Annotated in this window: 16 protein-coding genes; all 16 read right to left on the bottom strand. The window is 41.8% G+C overall.

Annotated elements, in window-relative coordinates; genetic code table 11:
• Window positions 1-598 precede the first annotated feature (598 nt).
• The 16 genes from mreB to FHY45_RS13015 all read right to left on the bottom strand — a co-directional run bounded on the left by mreB (window position 599) and on the right by FHY45_RS13015 (window position 17,472).
• Window positions 599-1,600 (bottom strand): rod shape-determining protein, encoded by a 1,002-nt coding sequence (gene mreB / locus FHY45_RS13090; RefSeq protein WP_066103249.1) that lies wholly within the window; start codon window positions 1,598-1,600, stop codon window positions 599-601.
• A 189-nt stretch (window positions 1,601-1,789) separates the two neighbouring features.
• On the bottom strand, window positions 1,790-2,056 hold the full coding sequence (spoIIID, locus tag FHY45_RS13085) for a sporulation transcriptional regulator SpoIIID (protein ID WP_139892089.1): 267 nt from the start codon (window positions 2,054-2,056) through the stop codon (window positions 1,790-1,792).
• 339 nt (window positions 2,057-2,395) lie between these two features.
• Window positions 2,396-3,232 (bottom strand): stage II sporulation protein SpoIIQ, encoded by an 837-nt coding sequence (gene spoIIQ, locus FHY45_RS13080; protein WP_066103298.1) that lies wholly within the window; start codon window positions 3,230-3,232, stop codon window positions 2,396-2,398.
• A 159-nt stretch (window positions 3,233-3,391) separates the two neighbouring features.
• A complete protein-coding gene (gene spoIID / locus FHY45_RS13075) occupies window positions 3,392-4,411 on the bottom strand; it encodes a stage II sporulation protein D (RefSeq protein ID WP_066103256.1) in 1,020 nt (339 codons plus the stop codon).
• A gap of 660 nt (window positions 4,412-5,071) precedes the next feature.
• Window positions 5,072-6,373: a UDP-N-acetylglucosamine 1-carboxyvinyltransferase gene (gene murA, locus FHY45_RS13070; protein ID WP_066103259.1), complete on the bottom strand. Its 1,302-nt coding sequence runs from the start codon at window positions 6,371-6,373 to the stop codon at window positions 5,072-5,074.
• 32 nt (window positions 6,374-6,405) lie between these two features.
• Entirely contained in the window at window positions 6,406-7,116 is a 711-nt protein-coding gene (locus tag FHY45_RS13065) for a YwmB family TATA-box binding protein (protein ID WP_066103262.1), read from the bottom strand.
• Between the two features lie 87 nt (window positions 7,117-7,203).
• Entirely contained in the window at window positions 7,204-7,437 is a 234-nt protein-coding gene (locus tag FHY45_RS13060) for a DUF1146 family protein (RefSeq protein WP_066103265.1), read from the bottom strand.
• 307 nt (window positions 7,438-7,744) lie between these two features.
• Window positions 7,745-9,265, bottom strand: a complete 1,521-nt coding sequence (gene nuoN, locus FHY45_RS13055) for an NADH-quinone oxidoreductase subunit NuoN (protein ID WP_139892088.1) — start codon at window positions 9,263-9,265, stop codon at window positions 7,745-7,747.
• Between the two features lie 3 nt (window positions 9,266-9,268).
• Entirely contained in the window at window positions 9,269-10,789 is a 1,521-nt protein-coding gene (locus FHY45_RS13050; protein ID WP_139892087.1) for an NADH-quinone oxidoreductase subunit M, read from the bottom strand.
• Window positions 10,786-12,651, bottom strand: a complete 1,866-nt coding sequence (nuoL, locus tag FHY45_RS13045; RefSeq protein WP_139892086.1) for an NADH-quinone oxidoreductase subunit L — start codon at window positions 12,649-12,651, stop codon at window positions 10,786-10,788. The genes FHY45_RS13050 and nuoL overlap by 4 nt, the downstream gene beginning before the upstream one ends.
• A 66-nt stretch (window positions 12,652-12,717) precedes the next feature.
• Window positions 12,718-13,032 (bottom strand): NADH-quinone oxidoreductase subunit NuoK, encoded by a 315-nt coding sequence (nuoK, locus tag FHY45_RS13040; protein ID WP_066103278.1) that lies wholly within the window; start codon window positions 13,030-13,032, stop codon window positions 12,718-12,720.
• Window positions 13,029-13,583: an NADH-quinone oxidoreductase subunit J gene (locus FHY45_RS13035; protein WP_139892085.1), complete on the bottom strand. Its 555-nt coding sequence runs from the start codon at window positions 13,581-13,583 to the stop codon at window positions 13,029-13,031. The genes nuoK and FHY45_RS13035 overlap by 4 nt, the downstream gene beginning before the upstream one ends.
• On the bottom strand, window positions 13,583-13,999 hold the full coding sequence (nuoI, locus tag FHY45_RS13030; protein ID WP_066103287.1) for an NADH-quinone oxidoreductase subunit NuoI: 417 nt from the start codon (window positions 13,997-13,999) through the stop codon (window positions 13,583-13,585). Before nuoI ends, FHY45_RS13035 begins: the two co-directional genes overlap by 1 nt.
• 33 nt (window positions 14,000-14,032) lie before the next feature.
• Window positions 14,033-15,034: an NADH-quinone oxidoreductase subunit NuoH gene (gene nuoH / locus FHY45_RS13025; RefSeq protein ID WP_139892084.1), complete on the bottom strand. Its 1,002-nt coding sequence runs from the start codon at window positions 15,032-15,034 to the stop codon at window positions 14,033-14,035.
• Entirely contained in the window at window positions 15,034-16,134 is a 1,101-nt protein-coding gene (locus FHY45_RS13020; protein WP_066103293.1) for an NADH-quinone oxidoreductase subunit D, read from the bottom strand. Before FHY45_RS13020 ends, nuoH begins: the two co-directional genes overlap by 1 nt.
• A gap of 6 nt (window positions 16,135-16,140) precedes the next feature.
• Complete coding sequence (locus FHY45_RS13015; protein ID WP_483861448.1) at window positions 16,141-17,472, bottom strand: NADH-quinone oxidoreductase subunit C; 1,332 nt, start codon at window positions 17,470-17,472, stop codon at window positions 16,141-16,143.
• Between the last annotated feature and the right edge of the window lie 43 nt (window positions 17,473-17,515).

The following is a 17,515-nucleotide window of genomic DNA, read 5'->3' as shown; positions in this document are numbered from 1 at the left end:
CTCTACCCTTCACCTACCTTTGACCGACCTATACCCGGGTATAGGTGCCTCATAGCCAGGGCATAGGCGGAGCATAGCTGCTTTCCTCTACCCTTCACCTACCTTTGACCGACCTATACCCGGGTATAGGTGCCTCATAGCCAGGGCATAGGTGGACCATACCTGCTTTCCTCTACCTTTCACCTACCTTTGACCGACCTATACCCGGGTATAGGTGCCTCATAGCCAGGGCATAGGTGGACCATACCTGCTTTCCTCTGCCTTTCACCTACCTTTGACCGGCCTATACCCGGGTATAGGTACCTCATAGCCAGGGCATAGGTGGACCATACCTGCTTTCCTCTGCCTTTCACCTACCTTTGACCGGCCTATACCCGGGTATAGGTGCCTCATAGCCAGGGCATAGGCGGACCATACCTGCTTCACTACAACCTCTCACCTACCTTTCACCTGCCTTTCACCCACCTTTACACAGGCACAGGTCGCATCATAGATGAATCATTCCCATGCACTGCATTGCCCTCCAACAGAGGACATCCCTTTATACATATAAAAAAACCAGTTCATCAACTGAACTGGTTTTTTTATTGCCTGGCGATTAAACTAATTTACGGCGCGTGATGCGATCGATATTATCAAGCATCATACCTGTTCCTATTGCTACGCAATCCATTGGATTTTCTGCGATTAATACAGGTACCTTTAGTTCTTCAGCCAATAACATGTCCATGCCGTGAAGCAGGGCTCCGCCGCCTGTTAGAATTACTCCGCGATCAATAATATCAGCGGATAGTTCTGGAGGTGTTTGCTCCAACACAGATTTTGCTGCATGAACAATGACATGAATGGACTCACGTAATGCCTCTTCGATTTCTTCTGAACCAACTGTGATGGTTTTTGGTAGCCCTGTCACCATATCACGTCCGCGAATATCAATAGTTTCATTACGGGAACCTTTAAAAACGGTCGCAACTTTCACTTTTATATCTTCAGCTGTACGCTCTCCGATTAAAAGCTTGTATGTACGTTTGATGTAATTTAGAATCTCGGCATCAAATTTGTCACCAGCCATTTTTATGGATGCTGATGTAACGATATCCCCCATTGATAATACGGCAATGTCAGTTGTGCCTCCGCCGATATCGATGACCATGTTACCGCTTGGTTGGAAGATGTCCATACCTGCGCCGATTGCCGCTACCTTTGGCTCTTCCTCAAGGTAAATCTTTTTGCCGCCACTTTTCTCTGCTGCTTCACGAATCGCTTTTTGTTCAACGCTTGTAATATTAGTTGGACAGCAAATCAAGATACGTGGTTTTGATAAGAATCCTTTTACGTCCAATTTGTTAATGAAGTATTTTAACATGGATTCCGTTACATCAAAGTCAGCAATCACTCCATCTTTAAGCGGTCGAATGGCAACAATATGTCCTGGAGTACGGCCAACCATACGGCGTGCTTCTTCTCCAACAGCTAATACACGATTAGTATTCTTATCCAAGGCTACGACAGATGGCTCATTCAGCACAATTCCTTTACCCTTTACATAAATGAGTACATTTGCAGTACCTAAATCGATTCCAATATCTCTCGAAAACATAACCTAATTATCCTCCTCAAGGAACTCTACAATTCCTTCTACTGTACTAATTAAAAATTTTATCATATTTTGTAGAACAAAAGGAACTATATTACCAAAAAATCTGCCATATTCAGGAACAGTGTAGGGAATATGACTCAAATTAAAAAGGCCGTTGATTTCCTCCGGCCCCTTCCTCCTGTTATTCAATTACTGAACCGGCTCTTCCTCTGTTTTTTTATACTTCTGCTTGGTTGCTTCTCCGCCTCTTAAATGCCTGATTGATTTATGATAATCAAGTATTTCCTTAACCTCATTAGCCAATTCCGGATTTATATCTGGCAGTCGTTCAGTTAGATCTTTATGGACAGTACTTTTGGATACACCAAACTCCTTCGCGATTACGCGAACTGTTTTTCTCGTTTCCACGATATACTTTCCAATCTTGATAGTTCTTTCTTTGATGTAATCGTGCAATTCCCTCGCCCTCCCTATTTTTTTGAGAAGTACGAGATGTTGATTCGCTGTATTGCAGCCTTTAGTATGTATTTTTATGAATGAGTAATTCATTGTCTTGGATTCCTGATAGATTTAACGAGTCTTCACCTCTTGCATTCTCTATGTGTCAGGTTTGTAAAAGTTTATTAGCTTGGTTCCACTTTTATGCACAAAACATGCAATAAGGACAAGACTTCTTTGGTTTTCGTGCCATTTAAGCCTATTCGACAACTTTTTTTCCTGCACTATTTCCCGAGAAATAACAGGCAATACGTCGAAAAAAATGCCTCCAGACAATAGAGCCTGAAGGCATTTTCTTTATTCGTTACCTGGTTCTTGATTTGGATCGGACTCTTGATTCTCATTTGAGTCCTCAGATGTTTCATTACCTGCATCATCTTGATTTTCAGTTGTTTCTTCTTTTTCTTGATCAGCTGAATCTTTAGCCTTTGTATCGGCTTCCTTTTTCTCAGCTTTCAAAGAACTGATTGGTTTATCAAGATACTCTAACGGGTTGACAGCAACATTATCTTTTCTCACTTCGAAATGGACATGGGTGCCAGCTTCTTCATTAATAGCACTTGTTCCGCCTTTGGCAAAGGTTTCACCTTGTTTAAGGTTGTCTCCCTCTTTTACTTTAATATCCTTAATGGAGGAATAATGAGTTTCTATCCCTTTATCGTGCTCAACAACAACTAAGTTACCGAGTAATGCATCTTCCTGCACACTTTTCACTTTTCCGCTCATAGAAGCCGTAACATCAAAGCCTTTTCCATCCTTCATGGCATAGTCGATTCCTGTGTTAGGCTGATACGTATTATTATAGACAACAAGGGATGCTTCCTGTTGCTTTGTATCTCCATCCACATCATAAAATTCCTTTTTAATGACAGCAGACTCTGCCTCGCTCATTGGAATTGTGAAGGTTTCCAGCGAATTGTTCACTTCAATAGATGGCTCATTATTTTCAGACGTAATGTTTTGTTTGTTCTCAGATGGATCTTGCGTAAATTCATTATCGCTTGCTTGATAAACTAAAATACCTGTCAAAAGGACCGCTGCACTAAAAATATAAACTGCCGGCAAAAACCAACGCTTTTTCATTATACTTTTTACTTTTGACTGAGAAGATCGTTTATTTTCTTCCTCTCTCATTTTCATCACCTCTGTCATCATTCTGAACACTTTTCAGAAAATATATACATGGGCGGTGAAAAAATTTATATCTTTTGTAAAACAAGCTGAAATTATGCATGAAATAATTTATTTATAAGAAGAAAATAAAAAAGAGCCTATACAAAGGCTCTGGTCAGTTCACTTCTTCGCTGTATACGTAGGCAGGTAGGCTGTTGCCTGTGATATTTTTACGTCTTTATAATAGTAGGAGATGATATCCTTATAGGATTTACCTGACTGTGCCATTCCGTTCGCTCCATACTGACTCATTCCTACTCCATGACCGTAGCCCTTTGTCGTGATTACAACTTGGTCGCCCTTTTTGTACCAGGAGAAATCACTTGATTTAAGGCCAAGCTGCTCTCTTACCTTTTTACCAGTGAGACGTTTACCGCCTATCTCGATTTCTCCAATTCGATTTCCTTCTGTTCGGCTAATTATCTTGCCAACATCCTCTTTGCTCGCAACCTTCACATTTAGGAGACGTTCAAACTCTGATAACGATATCGTTGTTTCGCTTAAATATTTTGGGGATTTCTCATCCCAGGGACTGGCCACACTGCGCAGGTATGGAAGTGCATTCGGCCAGTAATCTTCTGAGTTCTCGGTGTATCCATTGCTGGTTGAGAAAAAAGATGGAGTAATTAATTCTTCCTTATAGGTTAAAAGCTGCCCTTTCGTTGCGGAAACGGCCTCTTTAATCTTTTGCATATTCGTTTGATATTTATTTCCCCAGGCAGCTTTTAACTCTTTATCATTTAAATAGACCTGATCATTCACAGTATCCGTTATATCGGCACCCTTTGGAATTTCCTTCTTCGTTGTGGCTGTAAGTGCCTTTACGATAAACGTTCTGGCTGTCAGGGCTTGTGCCTTTAATGCCTCTAACTCGAAATTAGCAGGCATTTCAGCCGCAACTACACCAGCTACGTATTCCTCCAAATCTACAGCCTCCACCGTCTTTTGAGTGTTTCTGTACACTTGGATGGTTGTTTGTATCTCGGCCTTTTTCTCCGGCTGCTGTTTCGGTTCCCTTAACACGTGCTGCTCAGCCTCTGCTTCATCATCATTAAAAGGTGCGACCAGGAGTGTGGGAATCATAATAGTAACGGCTGCAACAAGACTAATAGCAAAAATAATCGGTTTCCAATGCTTCATATAGTAGTCTCCCCTCTATTCAGTTAACTGTCCAACACTTCATATGTATGAATTCTCTTATATGAATATGTCTATAAATAGTTAAGAGGGGCAAACTATTTATTAGGAATGATTCTTCTTTTTCTTTTCATAGTTTCTGTAAAGACTAAATAAAATATATAGAATGATTCCAAACAATAAAACATCAAATAAAATCTTAGCTACCTTAAAGATTAAAACCGCTAAGCAAACAATTAAAATAAGTTTTATTATGGTCGATACGCTTATGTCTTTCAAACTAAAAATCTCCTTTCCTTTATTTTATCAATTATAGTCTATCAAAATTTCAGATTATTTAGTGAGTTACCCCCAGAAGTGATGGAATTGTGTATAAAGTTGTGGATAACTAGTGAACGACCAATATTTTTAATAAAATCTTTAAAAAAACTTGAAAAATAAAGGTTTGAAATGTTGGAGAGCTATTTTCACACCCATTTATGTGGATAAGGCTGTTGATAACCCTGTTACAATTGTGAATAACTTGTTGTTAATTTGTTTATACACCTGTGGGTAACTCTATATACGTTGATATTTATATAAAGGTAACCAATAAATTGTCCACCGTTTTTCGTGAAAACGAAAAAGCCAGACATTTCTGTCTGGCTTTCAACGCACTAAAATTTACGCGTTTTCCGCAATAACTGTAGATTCTTCCTGCTCAGAGGATTCATTAATACGCTCGATATCTGCACCAAGCGCAGCAAGTTTACCATGGAAATTCACATATCCACGATCCAAGTGCTTAAGCTCTGTTACCCGAGTGACACCGTCAGCAACAAGTCCGGATAAAATCAAGGCTGCTGCTGCGCGCAGATCTGTAGCTGCTACTTCAGCTCCCTGAAGGTTTGCTTCTCCAGAAATTATAACAGAACGGCCATCAATTTTAATATCAGCGTTCATGCGACGGAATTCTTCTACATGCATAAAGCGGTTTTCGAAGACCGTTTCAGTAATCATGCTTATTCCATTGGCACGTAACAACAATGCCATCATTTGAGATTGCATATCAGTCGGGAACCCTGGATGCGGCATTGTTTTAATATCTACTGCTTTCATGCTATCTGACCCAATTACACGCAGGCCATCTTTCTCTTCTTTGATTGTAATACCCATCTCTTCCATTTTAGCCACAAGAGAGGATAAGTGCTCCATTACTGCACCTTGCACCAATACATTTCCGCCTGTAATTGCAGCAGCAACCATGAAAGTTCCAGCTTCAATACGGTCAGGAATAATGTAATGTTCAGTACCATATAGCTTTTCTACACCCTCAATACGGATTGTAGCTGTTCCTGCACCCTTAACCTTTGCACCCATTTTATTCAAATAGTTAGCCAGGTCCACAATTTCAGGTTCTTTTGCACAGTTATCTAATACAGTGACACCATCTGCCAATGCAGCAGCCATCATGATGTTTTCAGTAGCTCCTACACTTGGGAAATCCAAATAGATTTTTGCACCTTTAAGACGACCATCAACCTCAGCTTCGATAAAACCGTTGCCGACTCTCACTTTAGCGCCCATTGCTTCAAACCCTTTTAGATGCTGATCAATTGGACGTGAACCAATTGCACAGCCGCCAGGTAAAGCGACGCGAGCTTTTCCGTTTCTAGCCAATAAAGATCCCATTACAAGGACTGAAGCACGCATTTTACGAACGTATTCGAACGGCGCTTCTTCTGCTAATGGCTTTGAGGCATCCACTGTTACAGTATTATTGCTAAAAGTGACTTCTGTATTTAAATTTCGGATTACTTCATTAATTGTATATACATCGGATAGCTCCGGAACGTCTTTAAGAACGCTTTTTCCTTCACTTGCTAATAATGTTGCAGCTAATACAGGTAAAACGGCGTTTTTTGCACCCTCTACACGAACTGTACCTTCTAACCTGTTTCCGCCGCGGACAATGATTTTTTCCAAAGTTATTCCCCTCCGCGTTCAATATCTCTATATTAGTATTCAAATGCTATTATCGGTGTGCCAATGGTAAACTGTGTCCCACTGTTCTTTTGATCCTCTCTGATATCTCGAAAGGCCAGTTGGAGGTTCATTCCATTGGTCATCATATTCTTAAATTGATTGCTTTTTGCAGCAACAGAAATAAAATTACTTTCTATTGCACTTTCCATTGACTTAGCTTCATATTCATTCATCCAGTTTTTTAGTAGAACCTTATCCATATTAGCACCGGTTATCCCTTTGATACAAGAGAAATAGTGAGGGGGGTCCTTAAACATGACCTTTGTCCCATTTTTTAGCCAGTTTTGGATAAAATCAACTTGTCCACGTGTCCACTCAGTCCCTTCTATACTCGTAATTAGAACTGTTTTTTGTGAATCACTGGACATGATTTTAATCTTCGAGGTAATATTCAACTTTTCATTCAGATATGTACCAACCAATGTTTTTCCGTTGCTGCTGGAATCTTCGCTCCAAACATAATTGGTATATTCAGTCTGTATGTCAGCCGCCACTTCAGAAAATTGATTATCAACACTTGCTCGGGCCAAAACAATCCAATCCGTTATTTCTGCTGCTGGATCGACACGCTTTATACCCTCAGCAATCATTAGCAAGTCGCTTTTAGCCAATGCTTCTGTCGTTTTATTCCCCACATATAAAATCATCAAACCAACAATTATTGAAAGAATCACTTTTTTCATGTATGCCACTCTCCCCTATTGCCTTAGTTTTACCTTAGGGAATCATATGCATACAGAAATCCGTTCGTCACTTTCTGACAGCTTCGGTTAATTAAAGAGATTCGTTAATTGCTGAGCATAACTCCAGTAATCAAGAAAAAATCCGCTGACTGCTGAACCGATGGTAATGGTCAGCAATATATACAGCACTCTTGCCTGAAATACTCTTCCTGCTCTCAGCAGCTTATCAAAGTGCAGCGCTTGTAATGCCCACCATGTAACAGCTATAAAAAACAAATGACTCACAATACTGAGCAAAGCTTGCATTCCGAATGAATTCATGGTCTTTTTTCCTTTCAAAACTAAAGATATACGAATTCAGTGTACCATATTTAAAAGGACCGTTCCTCTTTTTCTACAAATTATCGACATTTTCTAACAAAAAGAATCTAAATCGTATGAAATAAACGGATTCTATCAAATAATGTAATAAACAGACATATTTAGGCACGCATAATATTATTTTACAACATAACACCTGTTAATAGCTAGATTCACTTCTTCACAATTTAATGGTAATTATTAAGTTTTCTTTACAAAGAAAACAAATAAAAAGCCAGGAGGTATTTTCCCTCCTGGTCATGTAAATTTATTTTAACATTTGATATATATCCGTGAAGTTCTGATGGAAGAAATCGAGCAAATAATGAGGGAATAATCCGAACAGGATCGATCCCACAGCACAAATTCCGATTACATAGTGGATGACTGATATTTTCATCTTACCTTTTGTTTCTTCTTCCGTCCTCATAAAGAGATGGACAATGATGTTGAAGTAATAGAGATAGGAAATTACGGTAGTCACCAGCATGATTGCTGCCAGTATATAATGGCCTTGTTCCTTCGCAAAAAGGTTCATGAAAATATTCAGCTTTGCAATGAATCCTGCCGTACCAGGAATTCCTGCCATGGAGAGAATGAAAATACACATGGAAACCGCCAAAAATGGTGATTTTTTATACAGGCCGGCCATCATATATTGATCCTCGTCCCCAATCTTCCTATCTTCTGCTATGAATTGGATGACGGCAAAGGCCCCGGTCATCATTAGGATGTATGCAGCAAAATAGTACCAAATCGATTCAATCGTATATTCTCCAAAGGCTGTAACCGCAGCAAGCAAATATCCTGCATGGGCAATGCTTGAATAAGCAAGCATTCGTTTCAGATTCTTTTGCCTTAATGCAATTAGATTTCCGGCAATCATCGTTATACTAGCCAGGACAGCCAGATAGTTTTGATTGGCCGTAAAAATCGATAGGAATCCGATATCATCCATTGTTGCTGTTAAAAACACGGTAACAACGATACGAAGTAAAAGCGCAAAGCCTGCTGCTTTTGAAACAATACTCAAGAAGGCAGTCACCGGCGTCGGCGATCCTTCATATACATCAGGTGCCCACATATGGAAAGGCACGGTTGCCAGCTTGAAGGATATCCCGATTACGAAAATAAAGAAGGATAGTCCAGCAATATATTGAAGCTGCGAGTTTTCTTGGGTGGCAAATATAGTTCCAATTTCGAATATATTCGTCGTCCCGCTCACGCCGTACATATAACTCAGTGCAAACAGGATGATGGCTGTCGAGATTCCCCCATTGACCACATATTTCATTGAAGCTTCAGCTGATTTTCGGTTATTTTTCTGCATTCCAGCCAGAATATAGGATGAAACGGACAAAAGCTCTAGCCCCACAAACAATGTAATCAAATCTCCGCTTGATGTCATGATCATGGCACCTAATAAAGCAGTTAGAAGTAAATAATAAAATTCTGCCTGATACGGCTGCATCCCAGCTCTCGGTTTATGTACCACAGCCAGCACCATGACAAAGGCTAATCCAATCAAAAGTATAAGCTTAAATGCTTTGGCAAAGGCGTCCAATCGGAATGTATCATACAAAATCGAGCCAGCCTCCAATGGGAATAAGCCAATTAAAGAAATGATGGCAAGCCCGATACTACCAAAAGCAAACCAGCCAAGTACCTTTCTTCCAAATTGTTTAGGCATGCATAAATCCAATATAGAGAGGATGATCGCTGCACCAAGGATTATAAATTCAGGTATCATTAAATTCCAGTTCATCGACAGTAATGTTTCCATATCCATATCTTAGTCACCCCCTATCCCTGTCATCATGTCAGCAATTTCAGCCTGAAGCGGTCCTTCCAGGATGGCAGGGCAGACGCCGATCAAAATAATAAAACCAAGTAATACAAATGCCAGTACCGCTTCGTTCGGTTTTAAGTCGGCGATGGATAACTCGTTCTTGGGCGCTCCAAATGTCATATTTAGAACGGCACGCAGCACGTAAACAGCAGTCAATACAATTCCTAACGTACCAATGGCAGCAAGGATTGGTTCGGTCTTAAACAATCCCATGAACGCCATGAATTCACTGATAAAACCGGACATCCCCGGCAAACCGAGTGAAGCCATCCCTCCTGCCAGTAAAATCCCCGAGAAAACCGGAATAGATTTAGCCAATCCACCAAGTTCTTTCAGATTTGTAGTTCCGACTCTTTCATAAAGAAAGCCAACCAGTAAAAAAAGCAAGGCGGCGATCAAGCCATGAGATACAACCTGAAATAAAGCACCCTGAATTCCTGCTGTATTTAATGCCCCCAGTCCCATAAGGACAATTCCCATATGAGAGATTGAGGAATAGGCCAGCACGAGCTTGAAATCCGTTTGTTGCAAAGCAAGCCAAGCACCATATAGGAAATTAATGACGCCAAGCAAAGCAATCCAAAAGGCCATCTCTTTAAACTCACCTGGGAACAATCCCATTCCAAATCTGATTAACCCATAAGCACCAATCTTCAGTAATACTCCGGCATGCAGCATAACAATTGCTGGAGGCGCCTGTACATGGACTCGCAGCATCCAGGAATGGAACGGAAAAATCGGCAGCTTGATTCCAAAAGCGATGACAATCCCCGTAAAGAGGATATATTTCAATTCTGTACTGATTGGAGCTAGAAGCGTCTGCCCGCCAACTGATAAGATTTGCCCCAATATCTCAATATTGGCTGTGCCGGTTCTCGCAAAAAGTACCATGATGACAAACAAGAGGATACAAGAGCCTAAGCCGTTATAAATCAAGAAGCTAAATGCGGCTTTTTCTTTGTCGAAATAACCCCATTTCCCAATCAAGAAGAACATGGCCACCAAGGTAACCTCAAAGAAGAGGAAGAATAAAATCAGATTCTGAGATAGGAAGACACCCAGCATACCAACCTCTAATAAGAGAAGAAGAATAAAATAGCCCTTCCATTCTTTTTTTATCTGAAGAACAGAGGCTAGTGCTGCCAATGTTGATAAAATCGCTGTAAGAATTACCATCACAAGGGAGATTCCGTTCAGGCTCAGTTCAAAGGGTATGGCATATAATTGACTTTGCCTAACTCCCCCGCCTCCTAATTGAAACCACTTATGAAAAACCGAAAACACCGTAAATTTCGTTCCAGATAGATATTCACTATATAGGTAGATTGTAAGAATCAATGGTGGAATGGTTCCCAATATACCTAATCGTTTCAGTGCGTTTTCATTGTTTTTCGAAACAAACATTAATCCAGCTATCCCTAGCAAAGGGGAGAAAACGAGCAAACTAAGAATATATGGGTTCATCTGACATACCCTCCTGTCCATGCAAAGATCACAAGTACGGCAGCCAGGCCAATCAGAGCAATCGTCCCATATATCTGCATTTGGCCATTATGCGCATTGGCACCTTTAGTAGCGCCAAAATTGATCAAGTAAGAAACAGATGACACAATTCCCTGCAGGATATATTTTTCAACCCAGGAGAGAATCATTCCGAAGCCCTTCACCATCCGCACAATTGTAAACTCGTAAAATTCATCGATATAAAATTTGTTCTCCAGTATTTGATAAAGCGGTCCCGGAACTTCCTTCTCCACACCGACACTTTTCCTTTTACCATAAATCAGCCAGGCGGTGCCGCTTCCAATTAAAAAGGCAAGAGTTGCCACAATAGGTATCCAAATTGGCCCCTCTATATGTGCATGGTCCAGATATCGGTTCCCATCAGCCAGCCAATCCCCAAGAAAAGTTCCAAACCACGGGGTGTTAACATAGCCTGCAAAGATAGAAAGTACAGCAAGTATCATCATCGGAGCTGTCATGGAACCAGGTGATTCCTGCACATCCTTTGTTTCATTACATGATGGTCCCCAAAATACGATAAAGAACAGGCGGAACATATAAAAAGCCGTCAAAATGGATGTTAGTAATGCAACTATAAATAGGACGGTATGGCCGCTCTCCCAAACAGATATAAGAATCTCATCCTTACTAAAGAATCCTGATAGGAGTGGAAATCCGGTTAAGGCCAATGTCCCGATTAAAAACAATGGACCAGTTCGCCGTAATTTTTTCCACAAGCCACCCATCTCGTCGATATTTTGAGTATGAACAGCATGGATGACACTGCCGGCTGCCAGGAACAATAGTGCTTTAAAAAATGCATGAGTCGTTAAATGGAATACACCGGCCACATAGCCTGCTGTCCCAAGTGCGAGCATCATATAGCCGAGCTGGCTGACCGTGGAGTAAGCCAAGATCCGTTTAATATCCTTTTGGACTGTGGCAATTGCAGCGGCAAAGTTGGCTGTAAACGCACCAACAATCGCTACAGTCAGCATGGCTGTTTCACTCGCTGCAAACAGAGGAAACATCGTTGCGACTAAATAGACGCCGGCTGCCACCATGGTAGCGGCATGGATTAATGCCGATACGGGAGTCGGGCCTTTCATCGCGTCAGGAAGCCATGTATGTAATGGAAACTGGCCAGATTTCCCGATAGCACCAATAAAAATCAACAGCGCTGTGGCTGTAATCCAGCCTGAAGTCAGGACTCCATTTTCTACAGCTGAGAAAATCGCTTCATACTCAAAGCTGCCTGTTTTCCAGAATAAGAGGATAATGCCGATTAAAAGTCCGATATCTCCAATTCTGGTCATAATAAACGCTTTTTTAGCTGCGCGCCTGGCAGCATCCTTGTAAAAATAAAAGCCAATCAACAGGAATGATCCCAATCCGACCAATTCCCAAAAGATATAGAGCTGCAGGAGATTCGGTGAAACCACCAAACCCAGCATGGCGAATGTAAACAGCCCCAAATAAGCAAAGAAAACAGGCACCCTTCCATCGCCTTGCATATACCCAATTGAATAAATATGTACCAGTAAGCTTACAAGTGAAACAATCACCAGCATCAACGCATTTAATTGGTTTACCTCTACCCCCATTGTCACTTGGTTCTCACCAATTCTTAGCCAATCCACTACAGAGCGATAGTCTGGTGATTGAAGGCGGCCAATGAGAACCAGGAGGGAGAAAAGGAAAGTAAGTAACGTGAAGCCAATCCCTATGTATGCACTCGAAGCCTTCAGCCTCTTTCCAACCACAAGCAGAAGCACAAATGACAGGAGCGGGAAAAGAGGAATGACCCATACAAGCTTCATCATATAAACATTTCCCCTTATGATTGAAGAGCAGCAGTTCCCCTCTTCAATTCGTGTTATCCATTGACGTTAATTTTTCAATGTGTCCATTTCATCTATATTGACAGTTTTTCGATTCCGATAAAGTGAAAATAAAATCGCGAGTCCTACTGCAGCCTCGGCAGCTGCTACTGCAATCGCAAACAAAGCAAATACCTGCCCGGTTATGGCAGGGGCCGGTCCAAGCTTACTGAAAGCTACTAGATTGATATTCACGGCATTTAGCATTAATTCAATCGATACGAGGACAATAATTATATTTCGCTTTGTCAGAGCACCATAAAGCCCAATACAGAATAGTGTCAACGCTAGTGTTAAATAGGCAGGAAGCGGAACTGAAGTCATTTCTCCTCCCCCTCCTTCTGATCATCTTTTTTCGCCAATACGACGGCACCTACCAAGGCAACCAGCAGCAATACGGATACAAGCTCAAATGGAATCACAAATTTCGTATAAATAGCAATCCCAATTTTCTCTGTATTATTTAAATGCAGAGTACTCGATTGGCTGACCAGATCTGTCTCGCCACCTGCTGTATTGACAGTCTCTGCAAAGTTTAAATTGTAGATGCCTGCATAGACTGCACCTGCAAAGCCCAAAACTCCTATTAGGACAAAGGCTTTCCTCCACATGCCTGCCTTTGTTACACTTGGATCCCGGTGATTGGTCAGCATAATTCCAAAAAGCATAATGATTGTGATCGCTCCAGAATAAATCATGATTTGGACTACCGCCACAAACTCTGCTGACAGTAACACATAGATTCCGGCAATGCTGATAAAGGTAAACACAAGTGACACCATCATATGCATGACCTTGGTTAGATGGATCATCAGCACAGCGCCGCAGATTGCTATTAATCCCAGCACAATGAATGCTGTCATTTCTCCACTCATTATTGATTCACCTTTCGAATATTTTCGTCATTTTCATCAAGCCACTCCAGATTCTTAAATAACTCATCCCGGCTATACTCCGCCAGTTCAAAATTATTCGTCATCACAATGGCTTCAGTCGGACAAACCTCTGTGCATAAATCACATAGTATACAAATCTCAAAATTTATATCATAGGTATCGATAATTTTGCCTTTTTTAGTAGAGTCAGGGTGTTTTTTACCTGTCAGATGAATACAATCTGTTGGACAAATATTCATACATTGATTACATACAATGCATTTTTCGGGATAAAATTTTTGAATGCCGCGGAAACGATCGGGTACCATAATCGACTCATTTGGATAATCGTAGGTCACTTTTTCACGAGATAAATTCTTCAGTGTGTACTTCAGACCCTTAGCTAAACCGAACATTTTTTTCTCCCTCCCTCTATTACTCTCTCTATCTTAGGCTATTATTTTTATGACTAATGCTGTTACAAAGATATTTAGTAAGGCAACCGGCAATAACACCTTCCAGCCAAACTCCATTAAATGATCTGCTCGTAAACGTGGGAACGTCACACGAATCCAAACTAGGAAAAACGTGACCGCAAACCATTTCAAGCTGAACCAAACGGCACCTGGAATCCAATCAAGGAACGGGAGAGGCTGCCACCCTCCAAAAAACAGGATTACAGTCAATGTGGCCATCGCAAACATGTACACATACTCTGAAAGCATAAAGAATGCCCATCTAAAACCCGAATATTCAACATGAAATCCTGCTACCAGCTCCGATTCAGCCTCGGATAAATCAAAAGGAACGCGATTTAATTCTGCTACTGCCGCTATCAGAAAGACAACAAACGCAATTGGCTGGCGGATAATATTCCAAACACCTGCCTGGGATTCTACAATATCATTTAAATTTAAGCTGCCTGTTAAGAGAACAATCCCAATCACAGACATGACGAGCGGAACCTCATAGGAAATCATTTGTGCACCTGCACGCATCCCGCCCATTAAGGAATATTTATTATTGGAAGCCCATCCTGCTGCCAATATCCCAACTGTACTAACCCCAGATACTGCAATATAATAGAGCAACCCTACACCCAAATCCGCAAATTGCAGAGCTTCTGTGAATGGCAATGTAGCTACAACAACCATCGCAGGTGCAAACGCAATAAAGGGAGCCAATTTAAACAATGGTTTATCAGCCTGATCCGGAATCGTATCTTCCTTAAGTAGTAATTTGAGGACATCTGCAACTGTCTGGAGTAAGCCCCATTTCCCTCCAAGCTGATTGGGTCCATGGCGCAGCTGCATATACCCCATAACCTTTCGCTCTGCTAAAATGGCAAATGTCACGAATCCCAGTATGACGAACATGAGTACAATTGCCGAACCAGCAAAGACTGCAAATGAACTCCAGCTCGGAGTTGAGGTAAGTAAATTTTGAATCATTACCCATCAACCTCCCCAAGGACAATATCAATTGCACCCAATATTGCAACCAGATTGGCGATATTTTCTCCCTTTAATAACTTCGGCAAAATTTGCAGGTTGTAAAAAGACGGGCGCCTGAATTTAAGACGGTACGGCTCTTTTTTTCCCTCGCTCGCTATGTAACAACCGATTTCTCCTCTTGGTGATTCAATTCGGACGTACCCTTCCCCTTTTGGCGGCTTTATTATTTTTGGAACCTTAGCCATAACAGGCCCATCAGAAGGAAATTGTTCAATACATTGTTCAAGAATCTTTAAGGATTCTTCGATTTCATCCAGACGAATTTCATATCTGGATAACACATCCCCTGTTTCACGTGTAACTATTTTAAAATCAAAACGGTCATAAATCGAATAAGGAGCCGTTTTTCGTAAGTCCTGTTTCACACCTGTGCATCTTAAATTTGGACCGCTTAATGAATAGGCAATCGCTTCTTCAGCGGAGTAAATTCCTATACCCTTCACCCGTGTCAAAAAGATCTCATTTCCGCTTACCAGTTGACGGTATCCCTGCAGCTGTTCACGCATATATGGAATAAATTCAGCCACCTTTTGAATCCATCCATCCGGTGCATCCCATTTCACACCACCAACACGCATATAATTAAATGTCAGTCGGGCACCAGATAGCTCATTCAGGAAATTAAGAATCATTTCCCTTTCCCTGAATGCATAGATAAATGGACTGGTCGCTCCCAAATCCAGCACGAATGTCCCCCATGCCACAAGATGGCTCGATATCCGCCCCAGTTCCATGGCCATAACCCTTAAATACTCAGCCCGGTCCGGCACTTCAATCTTCATCATTGTTTCGACCGCATGGCAGAGCACATAGTTATTGGTCATGGCAGATAAATAATCAAGCCGGTCGGTGTAGGGAATAATTTGAGTGTATTGCAGGTTCTCCGCCAGCTTTTCCGTTCCTCTATGTAAATAGCCAATAACCGGTTTTGCCTCGGTAATGATTTCTCCATCAATTTTAACGACAATCCGCAGAACACCATGTGTACTTGGATGCTGCGGCCCTACATTCAAAAGCATTTCTTCCGTTCGAATCATGCCCTCCTACACCTCCACATCATCATACTGCTCATAATCCTTGCGCAGTGGATGACCAACCCAGTCTTCCCCAAGTAGTATTCGTTCTAAGTTCGGATGGCCTGTAAACGTTATGCCCAGCAAATCATATATTTCTGACTCTGCCCAATTTGCACCTATCCATAACGGCACGACAGATTCCAGCTCTGGCTGCTCTCGATCCACCTTGACCTTAATGACAATTTCACGCTGATATGGAAATGAATACAAATATAAATATACCTCGAAATGGGTGACAAAGTCTGTTCCGTGAATCTCAGATAAATAATTAAACTTCAGTTGCTCATTTTTTCGTAAAAATTCGAGAGTTCGATAGTATGCTTCCTTTTTTAAAACAATCGTTGGTACATCCTTAGAAAGCCTATTAATATAGGCATCTTCCAAAATTTCAGTTCCAATATTGGTTTCAAGTATCGTTCGATAGGTATCAAGCAGGGATTGATTTGGAGATGGCGCTTCTTCTGATGCAGGTGCGGATGTTTTTTCGGCAAGTTTTGATTTCGCCTTGGCTGCTGCCGCGGCTTTTGCCTTTGCTACTGCAATAGCTTTGGCTTTTTCTGTTTCTTCTAGTGGTTTGGTGGATTCGGTGTCTCCCTCTGTCCGTTTTTGCTTCGCTAATGCAGCTGCCTTTGCCTTGGCTGCGGCTGCCGCCTTTGCTTTCGCGAGGGCGATGGCTTTTTCTTTTTCTGTTTCCTCTGACGGTGTGGCGGATTCAGAGTTTGCTTCTCCATCTGTGCGTTTTTGCTTCGCCAATGCTGCCGCCTTTGCTTTGGCCGCTGCTGCCGCTTTTGCTTTCGCGAGGGCGATCGCTTTTTCTTTTTCTGTTTCCTCTGGCGATGTGGTGGATTCAGAGTTTGCTTCTCCCTCTGTTCGTTTTTGCTTCGCCAATGCAGCTGCCTTTGCCTTGGCTGCGGCTGCCGCTTTTGCTTTCGCGAGGGCGATGGCTTTTTCTTTTTCTGTTTCTGTTTCCTCTGGCGGTGTGGCGTTCTCGGAGTTTGCTTCTCCCTCTATTCGTTTTTGCTTCGCTATTGCGGCTGCTTTTGCCTTGGCTGCGGCTGCCGCTTTTGCTTTCGCGAGAGCGATGGCTTTTTCTTTTTCTGTTTCCTCTGGCGGTGTGGCGTTCTCGGAGTTTGCTTCTCCCTCTATTCGTTTTTGCTTCGCTATTGCGGCTGCTTTTGCCTTGGCTGCGGCTGCTGCTTTTGCTTTCGCGAGGGCGATGGCTTTTTCTTTTTCTGTTTCCTCTGGCGGTGTGGTGGACTCAGAGTTTGCTTCTCCCTCTGTCCGTTTTTGCTTCGCTATTGCAGCTGCCTTTGCCTTGGCCGCGGCTGCCGCTTTTGCTTTC

The organism is Bacillus sp. D386 (assembly GCF_006346415.1).
This window is presented reverse-complemented; position numbering and strand designations above follow the sequence as displayed.

Bases quoted from the DNA above. Each gene is read 5' to 3' on its own strand.
- nuoL (WP_139892086.1), bottom strand. From the start codon at position 12,651: ATGATGAAGCTTGTATGGGTCATTCCTCTTTTCCCGCTCCTGTCATTT.
- nuoK (WP_066103278.1), bottom strand. From the start codon at position 13,032: ATGACTTCAGTTCCGCTTCCTGCCTATTTAACACTAGCGTTGACACTA.
- spoIID (WP_066103256.1), bottom strand. From the start codon at position 4,411: ATGAAGCATTGGAAACCGATTATTTTTGCTATTAGTCTTGTTGCAGCC.
- FHY45_RS13035 (WP_139892085.1), bottom strand. From the start codon at position 13,583: ATGAGTGGAGAAATGACAGCATTCATTGTGCTGGGATTAATAGCAATC.
- FHY45_RS13050 (WP_139892087.1), bottom strand. From the start codon at position 10,789: ATGAACCCATATATTCTTAGTTTGCTCGTTTTCTCCCCTTTGCTAGGG.
- FHY45_RS13060 (WP_066103265.1), bottom strand. From the start codon at position 7,437: ATGAATTCATTCGGAATGCAAGCTTTGCTCAGTATTGTGAGTCATTTG.
- nuoN (WP_139892088.1), bottom strand. From the start codon at position 9,265: ATGGATATGGAAACATTACTGTCGATGAACTGGAATTTAATGATACCT.
- mreB (WP_066103249.1), bottom strand. From the start codon at position 1,600: ATGTTTTCGAGAGATATTGGAATCGATTTAGGTACTGCAAATGTACTC.
- nuoH (WP_139892084.1), bottom strand. From the start codon at position 15,034: ATGATTCAAAATTTACTTACCTCAACTCCGAGCTGGAGTTCATTTGCA.
- FHY45_RS13020 (WP_066103293.1), bottom strand. From the start codon at position 16,134: ATGATTCGAACGGAAGAAATGCTTTTGAATGTAGGGCCGCAGCATCCA.
- nuoI (WP_066103287.1), bottom strand. From the start codon at position 13,999: ATGTTCGGTTTAGCTAAGGGTCTGAAGTACACACTGAAGAATTTATCT.
- FHY45_RS13065 (WP_066103262.1), bottom strand. From the start codon at position 7,116: ATGAAAAAAGTGATTCTTTCAATAATTGTTGGTTTGATGATTTTATAT.
- spoIIQ (WP_066103298.1), bottom strand. From the start codon at position 3,232: ATGAGAGAGGAAGAAAATAAACGATCTTCTCAGTCAAAAGTAAAAAGT.